Source organism: Mesorhizobium sp. NZP2234 (genome assembly GCF_013170765.1).
Taxonomy (GTDB): Bacteria; Pseudomonadota; Alphaproteobacteria; order Rhizobiales; family Rhizobiaceae; genus Mesorhizobium; species Mesorhizobium loti_D.
The window spans coordinates 1,574,929-1,595,146 of record NZ_CP033364.1 but is presented as its reverse complement, the minus strand read 5'-3'; the positions used below and the strand labels follow the sequence as shown (position 1 = coordinate 1,595,146).

Genomic DNA, 20,218 nt, shown 5'->3' with positions numbered 1-20,218 from the left:
AACTAAAGTGTGGACACAAAGTGAGGAGTGACTCGATGCGGAAGATGATTATTGCGATGGTTGCGGTTGCCGCTCTCAGCGGCTGCACCTCGACCGAGAAGGACGTGGCTGGCGGCACCTTGATTGGTGCTGGCATTGGCGGCCTGGTCGGCGGCGGCAAGGGTGCCCTGATCGGTGCGGCTGTCGGTGCCGGATCGGGCTTGCTGGTTCGCAACCTGCGCAACGGCTATTGCCAGTATCGCGACCGTCACGGCCGGATTTACACGGCCCGCTGCAACTGATTTGGCGATAGTCGAGCTACGATCCGGAGGCCGGCCCGCCGGCCTCCGGATTTTGCATGTGCAGGCACATTCCATCGCCATCGGCGCGACATTGGCGTCAACCCGTGAGCGGAATTCTTATTTCCACCTTCAAACCATCGGCCTGAAAATCGCGCTTGATCGTGCCGCGCAACTCGCGCGTGACATTGAGGTCGATCAGCTTGGTACCAAATCCGGTCTCGGCCGGCGCTTCGACCTTTTTCTTCCCGGCCTCTCGCCAGTTCAGCGCCAGCGTCCGCTCGCGCCCCCGCCCTTCCAGCGACCAGTCCACTTTGAGCGCCCAGTCACTTCGGTGCGAGCTGGCGGAATTGCCCACTTCACCGTATTTCAGGGCATTGGTCGCCAGTTCATGGAAGGTGAGGCCAAGCGCCTGCGTCGTGGTCTCGTCGAGCAGCACCTCGGGCCCCGTCAGCAACCCCTCCGGCAGATCCTTGCCGAACACCTGGCCAAGTTCGATGCGCAGGAGATCAGCGAGATCCGCCTTCTGCCAGCGCGAACGCGTCAGCATGTCCTGGGAAGCGGCCATCGCCTGCAGCCTGGCCGAGAAGGACGCCGAAAACTCGTTGACATCGGTCGCTCGCGAAGCTGTCTGCCGCGCGATCGCCAGCACCCTGGTGATCGAATTCTTGATGCGATGCTTCATCTCCTGCAGCATCAGGTCCTTTTCGAGCAGGCTCTTCTCCGTCGTCTCGTGCAAGCGCGATGCCGCCTCATAGGCACGTTCCTGATAGCGCGCCACCAGCGCGATGGCGCCCGCCGCCAGCAGGCCGAACAGCCCCAGCATCACCGGAATGGCGCGCGACGACGGCTGCGAGAAGGCGCTGGTCGGCCTGAACAATACCGTCCACGGCCGGCCGGCCACCGTGATCTTGCGGGTGACCAGCAGCCGATCGCCAAAGGACGAAACCGGCGGCGTCTCCGACTGGAACAGGAGATTGTCGCTGTTCACCGCACCGTCATAGATTTCCGTGTTGACCGGTAATAGCGGCGCACGGCTGAGCGCGATCTGGAACAAGTCGCGGGCGCGGAAGGCCGCGTAGAGAAACCCCGCGGTCGAGGAACGCGATGCGTTGATGACCTCTGGCGCTGTTTCGACATTAAGCCGGACAAAGACCAGGAAGCCGGTGAAGGTCCGCGTGGCGCCCGTGCCCTGGCCCAGTTGCACCAGCCCGCTCGCGTGCTGCTGGTCATCGGCCATCGCCTTCTCTATCGCCGCGCGCCGCACTGGTTCGCTGAACATATCGTAGCCGATGCCGGCCTGGTTGGACGGGTCCATCGGCTCGAAGAGCATGATGGGCGCCCGCCAGGGCTGCGTCGTCTCCGGATAGACCGGATGGCTGGCGCCAAAATCATGCAGGATGTCACGTTCGACAGCTGCCTCATCGCCCGTCTTGACCAGCCTGAGGAAGCCGATGCCGCGCAGGCCGGCGAAATTGGTGTCGACATCCAGCGCGTTGAAGAAGGCCTTGAACTCGTTCTGGGAGATGTCGCCATTGCGGGCGTCGAACAGGGCCTGCGTCGACCGCAGCAGCGACAAATGCAGGTCGATACGGCTCTCGATCCGGTTGAGTGCGTCATCGGCCGCCGCCTCGAACTTGATGCGGGCCGCTTCCTGCGTCGCGAAATAGGCGAACCCCGCCATGGTCATGCTGATCAGCGCAACGGCGATGAACGCGACAATCGGAAAAAGTTTCTTCAACGGATGATGCGGTCCATGAGCAATACCGGACCTTTATGGGCAAGTCGCCGGGCCAACACAATGGCAAGGCCAACCCATCGCGATCACTGGCACATCACGTGAGCGGCAACGGGGACGCGCGGGAGAGCAATGCCACCCGCCGAAAGCCCTCAGGCGGCGATCTTCAGCGCACCTGGTCCGGGAATAGCGCCCGGGGGACACTTGCCCAGGATGATCATGCCGAGCACCTCGTCCTGTGTGACATCGGTGGTGCGCGCGGTGCCGACGACCTGTCCGTTCTTCATCACGCAGACCCGGTCGGCCAGCTCGAACACATCATGGATGTCGTGGCTGATCAGGAAGATGCCGATGCCGTCGGACTTGAGCTGCCTGACCAGTTCGCCGACCTGCGCCGTCTCCTGCGGACCAAGGGCCGCCGTCGGCTCGTCCATGATCAGGATGCGGGCGTTGAACAGGATCGCGCGTGCGATCGCCACCGATTGCCGCTGTCCGCCCGACAGTTTGATCACCGGTTCCTTGAAGCGCTGGAAGCGGGGATTGAGCCGCCCCATCACCTTGCGCGCCTCGGCCTCCATGGCGACATCGTCGAGCGTGCCCCAGGCGGTCATCAGTTCGCGGCCAAGGAAAAGATTGGCGGCGGCGTCGACATTATCGGCCAGGGCGAGCGTCTGGTAGATCGTCTCGATGCCGTATCTCTTGGCGTCGCGCGGGTTGGAGATCGAAGCCTCCTCGCCATTGACGAAGATCTGTCCGGCATCGCGCTTATAGGCGCCGGACAGGATCTTGATCAGCGTCGACTTGCCGGCGCCGTTGTGGCCGAGGAGCGCCACGACCTCGCCCGGGAAAAGATCGATCGAGGCGTCGTCGACGGCCCGGATGCCGCCAAAGGCGATCGAGATGTTGCGCATGTCGACCAGCGGCGTGCTGGCGGCGGGAGCGGTTTTGTCAGCCATGGTCTTTCTCCCCCTAAACCCGCTTGCGGTAGACGGTGTCGAGCCAGACGGCGATGACCAGAACGGCGCCGACGACGATGCTCTGCAGCGGCGAGTCGACGCCGAGCAGCACCATGCCGGACTGCAGCGACTGCATCAGCAACGCTCCGAGCATGGCGCCGATGATCGTTCCCGAGCCGCCGGCCAGCGACGTGCCGCCGATGACGGCGGCGGCGATGACAAGCAGCTCGTCCAATGTGCCAAGCACGTTGGTCGACGAGTTCTGCCGGGCAGACGAGATCGCGGCGGCGATCGTGGCCAGCACGCCCATGATCATGAACACCTTCATGGTGATCCAGCGCGTGTTGATGCCGGCCAGGTTGGCGGCCTCCGGGTTGCCGCCGATGGCAAAGACATAGCGGCCGAAACGGGTGCGGTTGGTGATGAAGGTCATGATCAGCCCGACGGCGATCGCCATCAGCACCGGGATGGCAATGCCGTGGGCGATGAACAGGCCACCCTCGGGCACGGTGATGTTGTTGGCGGCGGCGTATCTGTTCACGATGCCGATGGGCCACGGATAGGAATTGGCCAGCCACACCGCGCCCATGATGACGGCGCAGGTGACGGTGCCGAGCAGCGTCTCGGCCCAGACCGGGCGCAACGGGAAGCGGAAGCGCTTGCGCTGCACCCGCCCGTTGAACAGTGCAAACACGACGGCGAGGCAGGCGACGATGCCGACGATCCAGCTCCAGGTGGCGCCGATCGATCCGGCCGGGCCGCCGCCCATCAGCTGGAACGTGGCGTCGAGCGGGGCCACGGTCTGGCCTGACGTGACCCACCAAGCGGCACCGCGCCAGACCAGCAGGCCGCCCAGCGTGACGATGAAGGCCGGCACTTCGAGATAGGCGATGATGAAACCCTGGAAAGCGCCGATCAGCAGCCCGAGCGCCAGCCCGATGACCAGCGCCAGAACCCAGATCCACGGATTGCCGAGTTCAAGCCCGACGAACCGGACCAGGAAATGCACCTGGGCAAAGCCCATGACCATGCCGATCAAGCCCTCGGCGGAGCCGACGGACAGGTCGATATTGCGCATGACTATGACCAGCACCATGCCGCAGGCCATGATGGCGACCGCGGAGGTCTGCACCGACAGGTTCCACAGATTGCGCGGAGTGAGAAAGGTGCGGCTGTCGAAATCGAGCGGATTGACGCCCAGACGCAGACTCGAAATCACGTGCAGCCCGACCCAGATCAGCAACAGGGCACCGATCATGCCGAGCATGCGGGTGTCGATCTCGGTTGCCTTCAGGAACCGGGCAACCGCGCCAAGCTCCGACGCACGCGCGGTGTCGACCTGCGGGTTGGACGTCGTGTCGGTCATGATTTCCTCCCACCGGCCGGCCATCCGGCACGGATGCCGGAACGCAGCCTAGAAGCTATCCGCCTGAGGCGGAAACACAAATTTTTTTGAGAAAACGCCGCGGCTTTTGGGCCGCGGCGTCGATGTCGAACCGTGCTGCGCCGTTCTAGTTGCAGGCCGCGACGCTGCTGGCGGCGACGCCCGCGCAGACTTCGTCCTTCTTGATCCAGCCGGCATCGATGACAAGATTGAGATTGTCCTTGGTGATGGCGACAGGGGTCAGGAACAGCGACTTGACGGTGTTGCCACCAGGTGTCGTGAAATCCTTCACACCGGCAATGTCGGTCATCTTCTTGCCGTCAGCCAGCTGCGAGGCGATCTCGGCGGCATTCTTGCCGAGCTCGCGCGCGTCCTTCCACACCGACACGGTCTGGGTGCCGAGCGCGATGCGGTTCAGCGCGGCATGATCGCCGTCCTGGCCCGACACCGGCACGGTACCGGCAAGGCCTTGCGCCGTCAGCGCCGCGACGACACCGCCTGCGGTGCCGTCATTGGCGGCAACCACGGCATCGACCTTGTTGTCGTTGGCCGTCAGGAACTGTTCCATGTTCTTCTGGGCGTTGGCGGGCAGCCAGCCGTCCGTATAGGCCTCGCCGACATTCTTGATCTTGCCGCTGTCGATGGCCGCCTTGAGCACTTCCATCGAGCCCGAGAACAGGAAATCGGCATTCGGATCGGCTCCCGAGCCCTTGATGAAGACATAGTTGCCTTCCGGCTTGACCTTGAACACCGCGCTGGCCTGCAAGCGACCGACTTCCTTGTTGTCGAAGGTCAGGTAGAAGACGTCCTTGTTCTCGATCAGTCGGTCATAGCCGACGACCGGAATGCCTTCGTCCAGTGCTTTCTGCACCGCCGGGCCGATCGCCGAAGCATCCTGCGCCAGGATGATCAGCGAGTTGGCGCCCTGCGAGATCAGGCTCTCGACATCGGTAAGCTGCTTGCCGGGATTGGACTGCGCATCGGCGGAAATGTACTTGTCGCCGGCGGCCTCGATCGCCTTCTTCATGGCGGCCTCGTCGGTTTTCCAGCGCTCTTCCTGGAAGTTCGACCACGAAACACCGATGACCTTGTCCTTCGCCTGCGCGACCGACGCAAGCGTCAGCGACATGGCGACACCCGCCAGGATGGCGGCCGTGAATCTCTTCATGATATCCTCCCTGCGCCGCGTATGGCGCGACCAAACTGACCCGAAGGCCGGCACAGAGGCTCTATTTTTTCGAGCCTCAAAAAAAATACTGGTCCATCGTCGAAACGCTGTCAACATCGATTCTGATGGATATTGAGGTGTCGCGGACTTTTTTTCGAGCCCCGCAATAAATAAATGACAGCACCATCCGCTTCTGCCAGTATTTGTCCCGGTTGCCGGCAGTGTTCGAGGGGCAGGAAGAACCGCGGCGACCGGGAGGATGTGGGAAAGTATGTCGGTCGGAATCCGCCACGACGATCTGCGCCGGCGCAACCGCGCCATGGTGATTGCGGCCGTGCGCCGGGCCGGCCAACCGTCGCGCACCGAGATCGCCGCGACCACCGGCCTCAGCCATTCGACCATATCGGCGATCTCTTCCGACCTGATCGGCGAAGGCATCCTGGCCGAGGGCAAGCCGAGCGAGGCCGGTGCGCTCAAACGCGGCCGGCCACAGGTCGGCCTCGGCCTCAACCCGGAGGCCGCGGCCATCATGACCGTGGTGCTGTCGCTGAATTTCCTGTCCGTCGCCGTCATCGACTATGCCGGCCAGGTGATATCGGAGGAACAGCGCCGGCTGGACACGCTGACCATGTCGCGTGAGGCGCTGATCGGTGAATGCGTCGCCATTGTACGGCGCCGCCTCGAGGATCCCGATATCGACGTGCGCAGCGTCGCCCGCATCGCACTGGCGATCCAGGGCATCACCGACACCGAGGCCAGGGCCATGCTGTGGTCGCCGATCACGCCGCAGACCGATATCGCCTTCGCCGACATACTGGAAGCCGAGTTCGGCATCCCGGCCACCATGGAGAACGACTGCAACATGATGGCCGTGGCGCTGCGCTGGCGCGACCCCGAACGCTACCGCGACGACTTCATCGCCATCCTTTTGTCGCACGGCATCGGCATGGGCCTGGTGCTGAAGGGCGAGTTGTTCACCGGCACCCATTCGTCGGGCGGCGAGTTCGGCCACATGATCCATCGGCCAGGCGGCGCGCTCTGCCGATGCGGGCGGCGCGGGTGCGTCGAGGCTTATGCCGGCAACTACGCCATCTGGCGCAATGCCAGGCAGCTTGGCGAGGACACCGAGCCGGTCGCCGATGTCAGCGATGCGCAGATGCGGGCGCTCGCCGCCACGGCACGTGAACGGGCCGGGCCCGAGCGCGAAGCCTATCGCAAGGCCGGGGAAGCACTGGGTTACGGCCTCGGCAGCCTGTTCGCGCTGATCGATCCCGCCCCCGTGGCCATGGTCGGCGTCAGCGCCGCCGCCTTCGACCTGATCGAGCCGGCATTGCGCGAGGCGATCGCCCAGACCGCTGGCGGCCAGCACTCGAAATCGATTTCGTTCGACACCGAACCGAACGAGCTGCCCCTGATCCGCGAGGGCTGTGCCATGCGCGCACTGACCTTCGTCGATCAGGAAATCTTCGCGCCGGGCGTGCAGGCGAGAGGGAGTGCTGGGAAGAATGTGGCTTGAGCGAACGCCTGTGCCGATCCCACAGATCAGCGCTGGAGATTGGCCGAGCCCCCTCGAGGTCGTCATCCCTGGGCGGAGCAGGAGCGAAGCTCCGTCGCGGAGACCCTGGGATGACGAAGCCATAAGCTCTGAGCCAACACCAAATGCGTTCTATCCGGGAGCGGATGCAACCCGTCAACGCTTCCGCGCCAAGGACCTAATCCTCACGGATCGCGTAGCCTGCCCCACGGATGGTGCGGATGACGTCGGGCATGCGGCCATTGTTGACCGCCTTGCGCAGGCGGCCGACATGCACATCCACGGTGCGCTCGTCGATATAGATCGTCTCACCCCAGACATTGTCGAGCAGTTGGCTGCGCGAGAACACGCGGCCGGGATGGCGCATCATGAATTCCAGAAGGCGGAATTCGGTCGGCCCAAGCCGGATCTCGCTCTTCTTGCGGTAGACCCGGTGCGATTCACGGTCGAGCACGATGTCGCCGACCTTGAGCACGCTGGACAGCACTTCCGGCTTGGCGCGGCGCAGCAGCGCCTTGACGCGGGCCATGAATTCCGGCGTCGAGAACGGCTTGACCAGATAGTCGTCAGCACCGGTCGAAAGGCCGCGCACGCGGTCGCTCTCCTCGCCGCGCGCCGTCAGCATGATGATCGGCAGCCGTTCGGTCTCGGGCCGCATGCGCAGGCGCCGACAGAGTTCGATGCCGGACACCGCCGGCACCATCCAGTCGAGCACCAGAAGGTCGGGCACGTTCTCCTGCAGGCGGATTTCAGCCTCGTCGCCGCGCGGCACCACCTCGACCTGGTAGCCTTCGGATTCAAGATTGTAACGGAGCAGCACTCCCAGCGGCTCCTCATCCTCCACCACCATAATGCGTGGCGCGATCATCGATTGGTCACCTCTTGCGTCAAGCCGCCGGCGCCGACATCGCCGTCTCGTCCTGTTTGGGGCGGTTGGCGGGCAGTTGCGTGCCGGTCAGGACATAGTACGCGTTCTCGGCGATGTTGGTCACATGGTCGCCGATGCGTTCGAGATTCTTGGCGCAGAACAACAGATGCGTGCAAGCGGTGATGTTGCGCGGATCTTCCATCATGTAGGTCAGGAGTTCGCGGAACACCGACGTGTATTTGACGTCGATGCGTTCGTCGTCGGCGCGCAGCTTCGCAAGCGCGGCGGCATCGCGCGCCGCATACTCCTCGATCACGCCCTGCACCTGGATCAGCACCAGTTGCGCCATGGCGTCGATGGAATGCGACAGGTCGCGCGGCGTTGCGGCGAGACCGACGGTGCCGACGCGCTTGGCGATGTTCTTGGCAAGGTCGCCAATGCGTTCGAGGTCGCCGGCCATGCGGATCGACCCGACGACATGGCGCAGATCGTCGGCCATCGGCTGGCGCTTGGCGATCAGCGTGATGGCGCGATCGTCGAGTTCGCGCTGGCGTGCATCCATGATGGCGTCGTCGGAGACCACGCGCTGTGCCAGCGCATTGTCGGAATTCAACAGCGCCTTGGTGGCACCGCCGACCATCGAGCCGGCGAGATCGCCCATGTCGCTGATCAGCCTGCTGATCTGTCCGAGATCCTCGTCGAAGGCTGCGACTGTGTGTTCGGCCATGATCCTGGTCCTCGTAATGCGTGCGATCAGCCGAAGCGGCCGGTGATGTAGTCTTGCGTGCGTTTTTCGCGGGGCGACGTGAAGATCTTCTCGGTACGGTCGAATTCGACCAGTTCGCCCAGATACATGAAGGCGGTCTGCTTCGAGACGCGCGCCGCCTGCTGCATGTTGTGGGTGACGATGACGATCGTGTAGTCGGCTTGCAGCTCGTCGATCAGTTCCTCGATCTTGGCGGTCGACAGCGGATCGAGCGCGGAGGCCGGCTCGTCGAGCAGGATGACCTCCGGCTTCACCGCCACCGTGCGGGCGATGCACAGCCGCTGCTGCTGGCCGCCCGACAGGCTGAGGCCGCTGGCATTGAGCTTGTCCTTGACCTCCGTCCACAGGGCTGCGCGCTTCAGCGCCTGCTCGACACGGCCGTCCATCTCGGCCTTGCTGATCTTCTCATAGAGCCTGACGCCGAAGGCGATGTTCTCATAAATCGACATCGGGAACGGCGTCGGCTTCTGGAACACCATGCCGATCTTGGTGCGCAAAAGGTTGAGGTCCTGCGAGCGGTCGAGAACGTTCTGGCCGTCGAGCAGCACCTGGCCCTCGGCGGTCTGCTTGGGGTAGAGCTCGTAGATGCGGTTGAAGACGCGCAGCAGCGTCGACTTTCCGCAGCCGGAAGGGCCGATGAAGGCGGTGACGCTGCGCTCGGGCAGCGACAGCGTGATATCCTTCAGCGCCTTCGACTGGCCGTAGTAGAAGTTGAGGTTCTTGACCTCGATCTTGGCCTTGGCCGCCGCCTCGGCGGCGATCGTCATGTCTGGAGACAACATCTGGCTCATTTGTCCTCTCTGCGTCCTGTCAGGCTGCGCGCAAAGATGCTGAGCGCGAGAACCGTCAATGTGATTATGAGTGCGCCGGTCCAGGCCAGCTGCTGCCATTCCTCGTAGGGGCTGAGAGCGAACTGGAAGATGGTGACTGGCAGGCTGGCCATCGGCGCATTGAGATTGCTGGACCAGAACTGGTTGTTCAGCGCCGTGAAAAGAAGGGGTGCGGTCTCGCCGGAGATGCGGGCAATGGCCAGCAATATGCCGGTGACGATGCCCGAAAGTGCCGCGCGATAGGCAACCGAACGGATGACCACCCAGCGCGGCGCGCCGATCGCGGTGCCGGCTTCGCGCAACGCGTTCGGCACCAGATTGAGCATGTCCTCGGTGGTGCGCACGACGACCGGGATGACCAGGATGGCCAGCGCGACGGCACCGGCGATCGCCGAGAAATGCCCCATCGGCCGCACCATCAGCTCGTAGACGAACAGACCGATGATGATCGATGGCGCCGACAGAAGAATGTCGTTGATGAAGCGCACCACGGTGGTGAGCTTCGAGAAGCGGCCGTATTCAGCCATGTAGGTGCCGGCCAGCACGCCGATCGGCGTGCCGACGATGATGCCGATGATGGTCATCACGATGCTGCCGTAGATAGCGTTGAGCAGGCCGCCGGCGTCACCGGGCGGCGGGGTCATTTCGGTGAACACCGACAGCGAGACCCCCGACAGGCCCTTGTAGAGCAGTGCGCCGAGGATCAGCGCCAGCCAGGCAAGGCCGATGCCGGCGGCGATGACGCACAGCGTCATCATCACGCCATTCTTGCGCTTGCGGCTTTGGTGAAGCGACGCGGCTGTCGACATCGGTCAGGCTCCCGTGCGGGCATCGATGCGCATCAGCATGTAGCGTGCGATGGCAAGGATCAGGAAGGTGATAACGAACAGGATCAGGCCGAGCGCGACCAGCGAGGAGGTGTAGAGATCGCCGACGGCTTCGGTGAATTCGTTGGCGATGGTCGCCGAGATGGTCGTTGCCGGTGCGAACAGCGACGTGCTGATGCGATGGGCGTTGCCGATGACGAAGGTCACCGCCATTGTTTCACCAAGCGCGCGGCCGAGAGCGAGCATGACGCCGCCCATGATGCCTATGCGCGTGTAGGGAATGACGACCCGGCGCGTGACCTCCCAGGTCGTGCAGCCGATCCCATAGGCCGATTCCTTCAGCACCGATGGCACCGTATCGAACACGTCCTTGGTGATCGAGGTGATGAAAGGCAGGATCATGATGGCCAGGATCATCGCCGAGGTCAGCAGGCCGATGCCATAAGGAGGGCCGGCGAACAGGCCGTTCAGGCCCGGAATACCGTGGAACACGCTGATAATGAAAGGCTGCACCGTCGTCTGCAGGAACGGTGCCAGCACGAACAGGCCCCAGATACCGTAGATGATCGAAGGGATGCCGGCCAGCAATTCCACCGCCATGCCGATCGGGCGCCGCAGCGGGCGCGGGCAGAGCTCGGTGAGGAAGATGGCGATGCCGATGCCAAGCGGCACGGCGATCAGGATGGCGATTGCCGAGGTGATGATGGTGCCGTAGATCGGGGCCAACGCACCGAACTTCTCCGTCACCGGGTTCCAGCTTTCGCTGGTCAGGAAGGAAAAGCCGAAAGTCGACAGGGCTTGCCAGGAACCGGCAAACAGCGAGATCGCGACGCCCCCAAGCAGCACCAGCACCAATATCGCGGCGGCGCGGGTTGTCGCGTGGAAGATTGAGTCGGTCAGCGCGAACCGTCGAACGGTGGCATCGCGGGAACCTCTGACGGCTGGCAAGGCTTCCTGGACAGCGCTCATGTCAAGCTCGGCTCTTTCGGATTGAAGGGAAAGGAGCGCCACGGTCGCGGCGCTCCTTTGGAAGATGTTACTCGCCGGCGTAGACGGGCTTGCCGCCGGCCTGGATGTCGGCCTTCCACGAAGCCTTGATCAGATCGACGACGCTGTCGGGGATCGAGACATAGTCGAGCGCCTTGGCGGTTTCCTTGCCGTCCTTGTAGGCCCAGGCAAAGAACTTCAGGGCTTCGCCGGTGGCGGCGGCATCGTCCGGGGCCTTGTGGATCAGAACCCAGGTGGAGGCGGCGATCGGCCAGGTGGTGTCGCCGGGCTCGTTGGTGATGATGACGTTGAAGTTCTTGGCAGTCTTGAAGTCGGCATTCGAAGCGGCGGCGCCGAAGGATTCGAGCGACGGCTCGACAACCTTGCCGGCAGCGTTCACCAGCTTGGAGTAGGACAGGTTGTTCTGCTTGGCGTAGGCGTATTCGACGTAACCGATGCCGCCATCCGTCTGCTTGACGGTGTTGGCAACGCCTTCGCTGCCCTTGGCGCCGACACCCGTCGGCCATTCGACGGCGGTGTCCGAACCAACCTTGTCCTTCCAGTCGGGCGAGAGCTTCACCAGATAGTCGGTGAAGTTGAAGGTGGTGCCCGAACCGTCCGAACGATGCACGACGGCGATGGCGGTCGACGGCAAGGTGAGGGTGGGGTTCAGAGCCTTGATCGCGGCGTCGTCCCAGGTGGTGATGGCGCCGAGATAGATCTGGGCCAGCGTCTTGCCGTCGAGGACGAGTTCGCCCGGCTTGACGCCGGTGAGGTTGACGATCGGCACGATGCCGCCCATCACCATCGGGAACTGCACGAGGCCGTTCTTTTCCAGGTCGGCGTCGGACATCGGCTTGTCGGTGGCGCCGAAGGTCACGGTCTTGGCGATGACCTGCTTGATGCCGCCGCCTGAACCGATCGACTGGTAGTTGAGGCCGATGCCGGTGTCCTTCTTGTAGGTGTCGGCCCACTTGGCGAACACCGGGTAGATGAATGTCGAGCCGGCGCCGGAAAGGTCAGCTGCCATTGCCGCGGAAAGGGTGAAGGTAGACGCCGTAGCCATTGCAATCGCAACGGCCGCCGAGCGGATGAAATGTCTCATGTGGCCTGCTCCTGTTCGGAAGATGGTCTCTCGGCGCCATTCCTAACCGGCGCCCGCTGAGGCCAATAGCCTTCGATTATAACAGTCGCATGACAGTTTCGTGTCAGCCCGGTAACGCGTCACAAGCACTGGCAAGGGCGGTGGCATCGGGCGGTCGCGGCCCGATCCGAGTTTGCTCTCGGAATCAGGGGCTTGGGCCGCCCGCGAGCCGGAGCCGCCGCCGGATTCGACGGGGCTTTATCAAGGGAAGAAAATCCGGGCGGGAGTGCGTTGCTCAAGGCCAGAGCGTGTCGTGGCCGGGCCATCGCCAAAAACAGGTCCGTTGGGGTAGGTTGACGCTGCTTCTTTGCCGGCGGTCGCTGCTCCCGCCCGTAACTGCAAGGGCGGAATTCGATTTTGCTATTGTCTCGGCTGGGTGCCGACTTTGATATGGTGCGATCGCACCATAGTCATTGCACGCGGGCATGGCAGCAAATCCACGATTGATTCCCTTGGCTTGCCTCTCACATCCCTGGCACCAGGCAACGCGATGCTATCCCGCGCTGCGCTGGACCTGGCGGCCGGCGCCGATCCAGCGCTCGACCTTCTCCAGCAGGGCCCTGGGGCTGATCGGCTTGGGCAGATAGTCGTCCATTCCGGCCTCCAGGCACCGCTCGCGATCGCCCTTGAGCGCATGCGCGGTGACACCGACGATCGGGACATGCGTGCCGGTTTCGTGCTCCAGCCGGCGGATCGCGGCGGTCGCCTCGAGCCCGCTCATCTCCGGCATCGAGACGTCCATCAGGATCATGCACGGATTGAGCTTGCCGAAGGCGTCGAGCGCCTTGCGGCCATTGCCGACGATCTCGAAACCATAGCCGGTTTCGCCAAGGATCTGGGTGAAGACCATCTGGTTCACCTCGTTGTCCTCGGCCACGAGGATGTCCAGCCTGTGTCCGCCACCACCTGTGGCAGGCGGCCTGGGGCGAATCGGTGGCGGCTGCAATTGCGCACGTTGTTCGGACAATGCCAGCGGCGGAGAAGCGTCAGGCCCCTCGCCCGCGAGCGGCTGGGCGGCGTGGCCATCCGTGGCGTGGCGATGGCGCTGTATGGTCGCGACCAGTGTCTCCAGGAGCACCGAGGAACGCGCCGGCTTGATCAGCTGGGCGTCGATGCCGAGATCGCGGTAGCTGGTGTTGGCGAGCGACTGGTCGACCGAGGTCAGCATGATGATCGGCGTGTCGGCGAGACCTTCGGTGTTGCGCACGATGCGCGCCATTTCGGCGCCGCTCATCCCAGGCATCTGGTAGTCGAGCACGACGCAGTCCACGGGCACGCCGTAGGCGGCGGCCGCGATCAGCACCTTGAGGCCCTCGGCGCCGCTTTCGGCCGCGCAGGAATCGAATGTCCACGAGACCATCTGCTCGGTCAGGATGGCCCGGTTGACGGCATTGTCGTCAACGATCAGCACCCGTGCGCCCGTCACGTCCACCGGCATTATGCGCTGCCCGTTCTGCTGTCCGGCCCTGGGCAGCGTCACGGTGAACCAGAAGGTCGAGCCCTTGCCCTCGGCGCTCTCGACGCCGATCTCGCCGCCCATCAGTTCGACCAGCCGTGAGGTGATGGCAAGGCCAAGCCCGGTGCCCTCGTGCCGCCTCGTCGAGGAGGTGTCGACCTGGCTGAATTTTTCGAAGACCAGCTTCAGTTTTTCCTCGGGGATGCCGATCCCGGTGTCGGTGACCGAGATCGTCAGCCTGGTTCCGGTCGGGACCCTCTCGCCGGTCACGTCGACCAGCACATGGCCTTCATCGGTGAATTTCACCGCGTTGCCGAGCAGGTTGGTGACGATCTGCCTGATGCGGCCAACGTCGCCGATAAACAGGTTTTCGAGCCCTGGCTCGACGCGCACGATGAGCTCGAGGTCCTTTTCCTTGGCACGCGTCGACACCAGCGTCGCCACATCCTCTATCGCCTCGGCGAGGTTGAAGGGCGCCGGATCGAGCACCATCTGGCCGGCATCGATCTTGGAGAAATCCAGGATGTCGTTGATGATGGTCAAGAGCGCGTTGCCCGACTTGACGATGATGTCGGTGAACGTCTTCTGCTTCGGATCGAGATTGGACTTGGCCAGCAGTTCCGCCATGCCCAGCACACCGTTCATCGGTGTGCGGATTTCATGGCTCATATTGGCGAGGAATTCCGACTTGGCGCGGTCGGCGAGCACGGCGCGCTGGCGCGCCTCGCTGAGCTCCGCCTCGCGCATCTTCAGCTCCGTGATGTCGGTGGTCGATCCGATCAGGTAGAGCGAACCGTCCGACGCGATCATCGCGCCCTTGCGCGCGAACTGGTGGCGCACGCTGCCGTCGGGGAGCGTCACGCTCTCCTCGATCTCCTGGGTTTCGCCGGTGCGCAGCACGGCCAGATCGCCGGCCACGAAGGCCTCGCCATCAGGGCCGAAGATCTCGACATCGGTCTTGCCGATCGCCTCTTGCTTGCTGAAGCCGGTGAGGTCGCACCAGCCCTTGTTGACATAGAACTGCCTGAGGTCGGAGCGCTTGGCGTAGATCGACACCGGCACATTGTCGATCAGGCTGCGGAACACCTCGTTTTCGCGCATGCTCTCTTCCAGAGCCCGCTCGCGCGCCTTGACGTCGGTGATGTCGGTGCTGGAGCCGACCAGATGCACCGATCCGTCCGTCGCCACCAGGCGGCTCTTGCGCGTCATCAATTGCCGCACCGTGCCGTCGCGATGGGTGACGGGTTCCTCGACCTCGCGCACGGCGCCGGTCGCCACGACATCGGTGTCGTCATGGCTGTAGCCTTCCGCTTCCGCGGCGCCAAACAGCTGGCGGTCGGTCCGGCCGATGACATCTTCCTTGGCGAGGCCCGTGATCGCGCACCAGGCCTTGTTGACGAATTCGATGCTCAGGTCCTGCGCCTTGATGAAGGCGGCCACCGGCAACTCATCCATGACGTGCCGGAACAGGTCGATCTGGCGCATTGAGTCGCGCAAGGCCGCTTCGCGGCTCTTGATATCGGTGATGTCGACGCGCACGCCGATGAACGTGCCGTCATCGGTGCGCATGTCGTAGACCTGATACCAGCGTCCATCGGCATTGAGGCGCTCGTAGGAAGAATTTGGCAGCCGATAGCGCGCCAATATGCTGTCGAGCCAGCGTTCGGGATCGGGTTCGTAAAGCCTGTCGATCCCGCTATCGCCGCTCGAGCGGAAATAGCCGACTGAGTGGCCGAATTCCAACGCCTCGCGAAAATTCCGGCCGGGCTGCCAGAAAGGTTTCAGCGCCGGCAGCGTATCCTGCAGCTTGTGGTTGGCGAAGACGAACTTGTCGTCGCGATCGTAGATGATCACGCCCGCCGGCAGCGATTCCAGCACGCTGGCGAGATGCTTGCGCGCATCTTGCGCCTCGATCTCGCGCCGCTTCATGTCGGAAATGTCGAAGAGGAAGCCGGCGACATAGTCACGGCCGCTTGCCATGCGGACGCGGTTTTTCCTGACAATGCGCGAACGAGCGGCGCCTTCATCGTCGAAATTCTCTTCGACTTCGTAGATTTGTCCCGTCGACAGGACTTCCCGTTCGCTGCGTTCGAAGAGCGCGGCCTGGGTCGGCCCGAGGAAATCGCCACCCGGTCTGCCAAGCATGGCTTGCGGCGTCTGGCCGAACAGGTTCGCGAACGCCTCGTTGACGAAGACGAACCGGAGATGATCGTCCTTGACGAAAATCGGATCCTCGACGGCGTTGATCACCGCCTCCGCGAGCCGCGCCTTTTCCAGAGCATCGGCGAGCTCGGCGTCGCGCAGCTTCAGCTCGGTGACGTCGTAATAGGTCAGCAGTCGCTTGCCACCCGACAAGGCGGTGATGGAAAACAGCATCGTCTTGCCGTCGGCATGGCGGAACTGGCGTGCCGAAACGCTGCCGGCACGGATCTCATCCAGCCGGCTGGCGAGATAGCGCTCCCAATCCGGCTGGGCGATGTCGCCATAAATACCATTGCGCCGATTGATCTCCATCAACAGGCTGAAGGGTGCGCCGACGGCCACATCGCCTTCCGACATTTTGGAGATGTCACGATAGGCCCTGTTGATGATCAGCGTGTCGAGCTTCGCGTCGAGAAGCACGATCCCCATGCGCATGGCGTCCATCGTCCGCTCGAGATCGGCAAGGTGCCCGGCGGTGTCGCCGCCGACCGGCGGTTCCTGCCTCGGCTCCATGTCTTCGAACGCGATGTCTTCGAAAGCGCTGGCCAGTGCGGTCACATTGCGGCCTATGCCGCGATAGCCGGCAAATTTTCCTTCGCTGTCGAACCGTGGGAAGCCTGAAGTCAGCACCCAGCGACAGCCGGCGCGGCCGCCCTTCAGTTCATAGACGAAGTCGCGGAAAGGCCGGTGTGCCTCCAGATCCTCCAGATGCGCCGCCGCGCTGCGCTTGCCTTTCAGGACCTGGTTCAGGAAATCGAAGCGGAACCGGCCGAGCACATCAGCCGGATCGATGCCGGTGGCCGCCTGATAGGTGGGTGAAAGCCAGGAGAATCGCAGCTCGGCGTCGGTTTCCCAGATCCAGTCCGAGCCTGCCTCGACCAGTTGGCGAAGCGCGTCGGCCGAATCCATGTCCGCGCACGCTGGCGCGTCATCGCGATGCACCGCCTTGCCGGACCCACGCTTGCCGCGCGCACCGATTGCTTCGTCCGCTTCCGCCATGCTGTCCCCACCCCGAAAATCAAGGTCGAACCCTCCCTCCGCGGTTCGTCGGCGGAATGTGCCCGAGAAGCATTAACGATCCGCTAACCTTAACGGCACGACCGGCACGCTCCGCCTGCGTTATTCCGCCCGGTTGTCGTGCGGACCAAGGCCGCGTTATAAGCTCATACAGGGGTGTTGCTAATGTACGCACGGATAGGGCCTTTCTTGCTGGGCGTGACACTGCTTTTCGGCAGTGGCTGTTCGCGCAGCTATGACGGCACGGTCATCATCCCGCGGCCGCTCGACGCCAGGCGCTTCTGGGAACGGCCGCCCCCCAATGTCGATTACGCGCCGCAGGTCGACAATGGCGCCTTTCCGGTGCCGCCGCAGCCCCCCGGTCAATTTTCCGAACGCAGGATTTCGAAACCTGCCGTACGGAGACGACACCAGACGAGGCTTTCATCGCCGTCGCCCGCGTCGTCGGAGCCGGAAAAACAACTGGCGTGCAGGAACGTAAGCGCACCGGGTCAGCGAGTCCGCATGGTCTGCGACTGATCCCTGGAAGTACAAACCGAAGTCGCGGACAGCCCCTACAGCGATGCCGCGCCCTTCTTCGGCTCCTTTGCGCCGAGCTTGTCGAGCGCGAACCGAACCTGGCGCAAATCGTCCTGCCAACCGTCATCATCACCCATCGAGCTCTCCGAAGCTGCCCGTTGCAGCCCACGGGCCTCGGATTCGATCTCACGCAACTCGGCAATCTTCTGTTCGGTGGACAGGGAGTCGTCCTCGACGATTTCCTGCACCCGCATTTCCCGGAACGTGGCCATGGCGTTTCTCCTGGCTGATGTCGATCACAACGCCGTGAGCGCCCCCTCCGTTCCAGCTTTGCTGCCGCACCGACAACCCGCTGCAATCTGTATCCGCGGAACGGGATGAAGGACGTGGTTTATTCCGCCGGGAAAAAGGGGGGGCCGACCACGCGCACGGTCCGCTTGCCGGCCTCGATCGACTGCAATTGGACAACACCCGGGGCTCCGGCGCCGGACTGCGGGATTGCCGCGACGCTGCCTAGGTCCGGCTTCGGCTGAGGCAGGGGAATGATGGCATTGGACATGTCTGTCGGCGTCACCGTCCTTGCCCTGAGTTCGGCAACCCGCTGATAATAACGTTTGACGTCACAGGCCTTGAAATTTGCATCGTCCCGATAGCGGAAAGCCGATGGCAGTTCGGTGTAGGGCTTGCGCGTATCGAGCGCGACCATCTTTTCGGTTTCCAGACTGGCATCGCTCAACGTGTAGAGATCGACGGCCGGGTCATCGCAGATATAACGGCACTGATCGGCCATTCCCTTGAGATCGCCGCTGCCGGCGAATTGTGACTTTGGCGCCGGGAAGAAATATCCGTCCGACAGCCGCACGCAAAACAGCATCGCATTGCCGGCATAGGTTGCTCCACCCGTTGCGGATTGGGTCTTCGGTGCCGAGCGCTGCTCCTTCGCCCCGGACGTGCAGCCGAGCGCGAACCGAGCCTGCAGGCCCGATATGTCCCGGCCGGAATTGGACGCGGCAGCCATCTGGCGCTGCACCTCTGTCCGGTTTCTGGCAAGGTCGGCGCAAGCGTTGAAGAAGCCGCCCGTGGCACTTTGCGCCGTGCACCTGCGCTGCCTCTCCAGGCCCTGGATCGCCGCAAGCTGGCGGCGCAGTTGCGCCAGTTCGGGGCTCACGCCCCCGCCGCGGCCCCCGGAAAGCAACTGGCTTCTGATCGCGCTGCAACTATCCGCATGGGAAGACGTCGTGCCGAGTGCAAAGGCGGCCACCGTCACCAGCGCGACCATCATGAGAAGCCAGAAACGGATCATCGCGACGACACTGTCCCTGTTGCTGACGACGTGGGAAGGCACTATTTCTACTTGAGTAATCTTCAACTAAATGAGCTACACCTAATATGAATGACTTTCCGTTCCAAATAGACTTTTATCTATTGTAGTAGAAGGGCTCCTGTAAATTCGGTATTACGTTTTTATTTCAAGATTGAGACGAACCGGAAGACAATGCGACCAGACCGGCGGCTGTCGACGCTGACAGGCCATGGCCTTCCGGAACGATCAATCCGGCGTTACCGGTGCATGGCGCTGAAACCTTTGCCTGACTGCGGCGTTGATGGCCAAAGGAGAACGCGGATGTCGATCCACTTCACGGTATCGGAACTGACAAGGAACCTTTTCCATTCGCTCGGGCTGGATCACGAGCGCGCGCCGCGACCGCTCAATCCCGAGCAAAATCTGTTGCTGGAATGCTATCTGGCTGGACAAATTCCGGAATCGGCCTGGAGCGACTACGTCTTCGAAACACCAGATTTGGCCCGGCATGCCAAGGTACGGCGCCTGAGCCACTGAGCCGTTGGTTTGGAAGAACCTGAGTGGCGGGGTGAAGCCCTGATAGTCGATCTGCTTCTTGAAGCATTTCCTCGGCACTGACGAGGGTTACGAATCCAGGTGCGCCATTTCCCGCTACCTCTCACTTCCCGCTGAGGTCGGCGGGAACTGCTATTGCTTCGGGGAAGTCAGTTGCAACGTGAAGACGTTGCCGCCAATGCCCTGCGCCAAAGCCGGTGAAAACGTCAGAGGCGTGCAATTCTTGACGGCGGCAATAGCCGCTTCAATAAACGCCTTCCGCGCCTTGTCATCGCCGGCGACCTTCGCGGCGGTCGGCCGTGGCGGACCGATCAGCGAGCCGTCGCGCTTGAAGCTGAAGCTCAGGGTGACGATGGAATTCCCCGCGTCCGCCGGCGGCGTCCAGCACGCTTGGATCGCGGCCCCGACATCATCCATTGTGTTGAGCGTCGCGGCCCGCGATGGGAGAAGCGTCCCGGCGAGCATCCCACCGGCGATCATCAGCATTGCCGCCATGCATTTCATCGCAAACCCACATCTCACTCCAGGCCGGCATTCCAGCCGGATTCGCCAAAAGGGATGTTAGAGCCAACGTCGACGATGACAATATCCCGACGCGAAAAGTTGATGCTCCCGGCTTGTCTGATTACCGTCGCGCGATGTCCAGGCATGGGCTCGGAAAAGCAAAAAGGCCGGCACGGAGCCGA

Annotated in this window: 17 protein-coding genes; 3 read left to right on the top strand and 14 right to left on the bottom strand. The window is 63.1% G+C overall.

Translation table 11 applies throughout. The annotated features are described in order from the left end of the window. The first annotated feature begins 35 nt into the window (after positions 1–35). Entirely contained in the window at positions 36–281 is a 246-nt protein-coding gene (locus tag EB230_RS07815; protein WP_056575798.1) for a YMGG-like glycine zipper-containing protein, read from the top strand. 97 nt (positions 282–378) lie between these two features. On the opposite strand, the gene EB230_RS07810 is transcribed toward EB230_RS07815, so the two are convergent. The 4 genes from EB230_RS07810 to xylF all read right to left on the bottom strand — a co-directional run bounded on the left by EB230_RS07810 (position 379) and on the right by xylF (position 5,524). Further along, the gene (locus EB230_RS07810; protein WP_056575796.1) at positions 379–2,019 is read right to left on the bottom strand and encodes a CHASE domain-containing protein; all 1,641 of its coding nucleotides are present in this window, start codon (positions 2,017–2,019) and stop codon (positions 379–381) included. A 149-nt stretch (positions 2,020–2,168) separates the two neighbouring features. Then, the gene (locus tag EB230_RS07805) at positions 2,169–2,972 is read right to left on the bottom strand and encodes an ATP-binding cassette domain-containing protein (protein WP_056575793.1); all 804 of its coding nucleotides are present in this window, start codon (positions 2,970–2,972) and stop codon (positions 2,169–2,171) included. A 13-nt stretch (positions 2,973–2,985) separates the two neighbouring features. Further along, positions 2,986–4,338 (bottom strand): sugar ABC transporter permease, encoded by a 1,353-nt coding sequence (locus EB230_RS07800; RefSeq protein ID WP_056576524.1) that lies wholly within the window; start codon positions 4,336–4,338, stop codon positions 2,986–2,988. A gap of 145 nt (positions 4,339–4,483) precedes the next feature. Next, positions 4,484–5,524: a D-xylose ABC transporter substrate-binding protein gene (gene xylF / locus EB230_RS07795; RefSeq protein WP_172371984.1), complete on the bottom strand. Its 1,041-nt coding sequence runs from the start codon at positions 5,522–5,524 to the stop codon at positions 4,484–4,486. A gap of 271 nt (positions 5,525–5,795) precedes the next feature. On the opposite strand from xylF, the gene EB230_RS07790 reads away from it, so the two are divergent. Beyond that, positions 5,796–7,040: an ROK family protein gene (locus EB230_RS07790; RefSeq protein ID WP_056575788.1), complete on the top strand. Its 1,245-nt coding sequence runs from the start codon at positions 5,796–5,798 to the stop codon at positions 7,038–7,040. Positions 7,041–7,236: 196 nt separating this feature from the next. Here the strand turns inward: EB230_RS07790 and phoB are convergent, their stop codons facing one another. From phoB to EB230_RS07745, 9 genes are all read right to left on the bottom strand, one after another. Next, positions 7,237–7,926, bottom strand: coding sequence for a phosphate regulon transcriptional regulator PhoB (gene phoB / locus EB230_RS07785; protein WP_032917568.1), 690 nt, complete (start codon positions 7,924–7,926; stop codon positions 7,237–7,239). Positions 7,927–7,945: 19 nt separating this feature from the next. Then, positions 7,946–8,653 (bottom strand): phosphate signaling complex protein PhoU, encoded by a 708-nt coding sequence (phoU, locus tag EB230_RS07780; RefSeq protein WP_056575785.1) that lies wholly within the window; start codon positions 8,651–8,653, stop codon positions 7,946–7,948. Positions 8,654–8,679: 26 nt separating this feature from the next. Then, a complete protein-coding gene (gene pstB, locus EB230_RS07775) occupies positions 8,680–9,483 on the bottom strand; it encodes a phosphate ABC transporter ATP-binding protein PstB (protein ID WP_056575782.1) in 804 nt (267 codons plus the stop codon). Beyond that, positions 9,480–10,331: a phosphate ABC transporter permease PstA gene (gene pstA / locus EB230_RS07770; protein ID WP_056575779.1), complete on the bottom strand. Its 852-nt coding sequence runs from the start codon at positions 10,329–10,331 to the stop codon at positions 9,480–9,482. Before pstA ends, pstB begins: the two co-directional genes overlap by 4 nt. Before the next feature lie 3 nt (positions 10,332–10,334). Further along, positions 10,335–11,318, bottom strand: a complete 984-nt coding sequence (gene pstC / locus EB230_RS07765) for a phosphate ABC transporter permease subunit PstC (protein WP_056575776.1) — start codon at positions 11,316–11,318, stop codon at positions 10,335–10,337. 67 nt (positions 11,319–11,385) lie between these two features. Beyond that, positions 11,386–12,441 (bottom strand): phosphate ABC transporter substrate-binding protein PstS, encoded by a 1,056-nt coding sequence (gene pstS, locus EB230_RS07760; protein WP_081295023.1) that lies wholly within the window; start codon positions 12,439–12,441, stop codon positions 11,386–11,388. A gap of 532 nt (positions 12,442–12,973) precedes the next feature. Beyond that, positions 12,974–17,137, bottom strand: a complete 4,164-nt coding sequence (locus EB230_RS07755; RefSeq protein ID WP_172371982.1) for a PAS domain-containing protein — start codon at positions 17,135–17,137, stop codon at positions 12,974–12,976. 572 nt (positions 17,138–17,709) lie between these two features. Then, a complete protein-coding gene (locus tag EB230_RS07750) occupies positions 17,710–17,946 on the bottom strand; it encodes a hypothetical protein (RefSeq protein WP_172371980.1) in 237 nt (78 codons plus the stop codon). A gap of 119 nt (positions 17,947–18,065) precedes the next feature. Next, positions 18,066–18,977, bottom strand: a complete 912-nt coding sequence (locus tag EB230_RS07745) for a DUF2865 domain-containing protein (RefSeq protein WP_172371977.1) — start codon at positions 18,975–18,977, stop codon at positions 18,066–18,068. Positions 18,978–19,298: 321 nt separating this feature from the next. Between EB230_RS07745 and EB230_RS07740 the strand changes: the two genes are divergently transcribed. Continuing rightward, the gene (locus EB230_RS07740; protein WP_056575764.1) at positions 19,299–19,514 is read left to right on the top strand and encodes a hypothetical protein; all 216 of its coding nucleotides are present in this window, start codon (positions 19,299–19,301) and stop codon (positions 19,512–19,514) included. Positions 19,515–19,664: 150 nt separating this feature from the next. Here EB230_RS07740 and EB230_RS07735 read toward each other — a convergent pair whose 3' ends face one another. Next, on the bottom strand, positions 19,665–20,036 hold the full coding sequence (locus tag EB230_RS07735; protein WP_172371975.1) for a hypothetical protein: 372 nt from the start codon (positions 20,034–20,036) through the stop codon (positions 19,665–19,667). Positions 20,037–20,218: the final 182 nt, after the last annotated feature.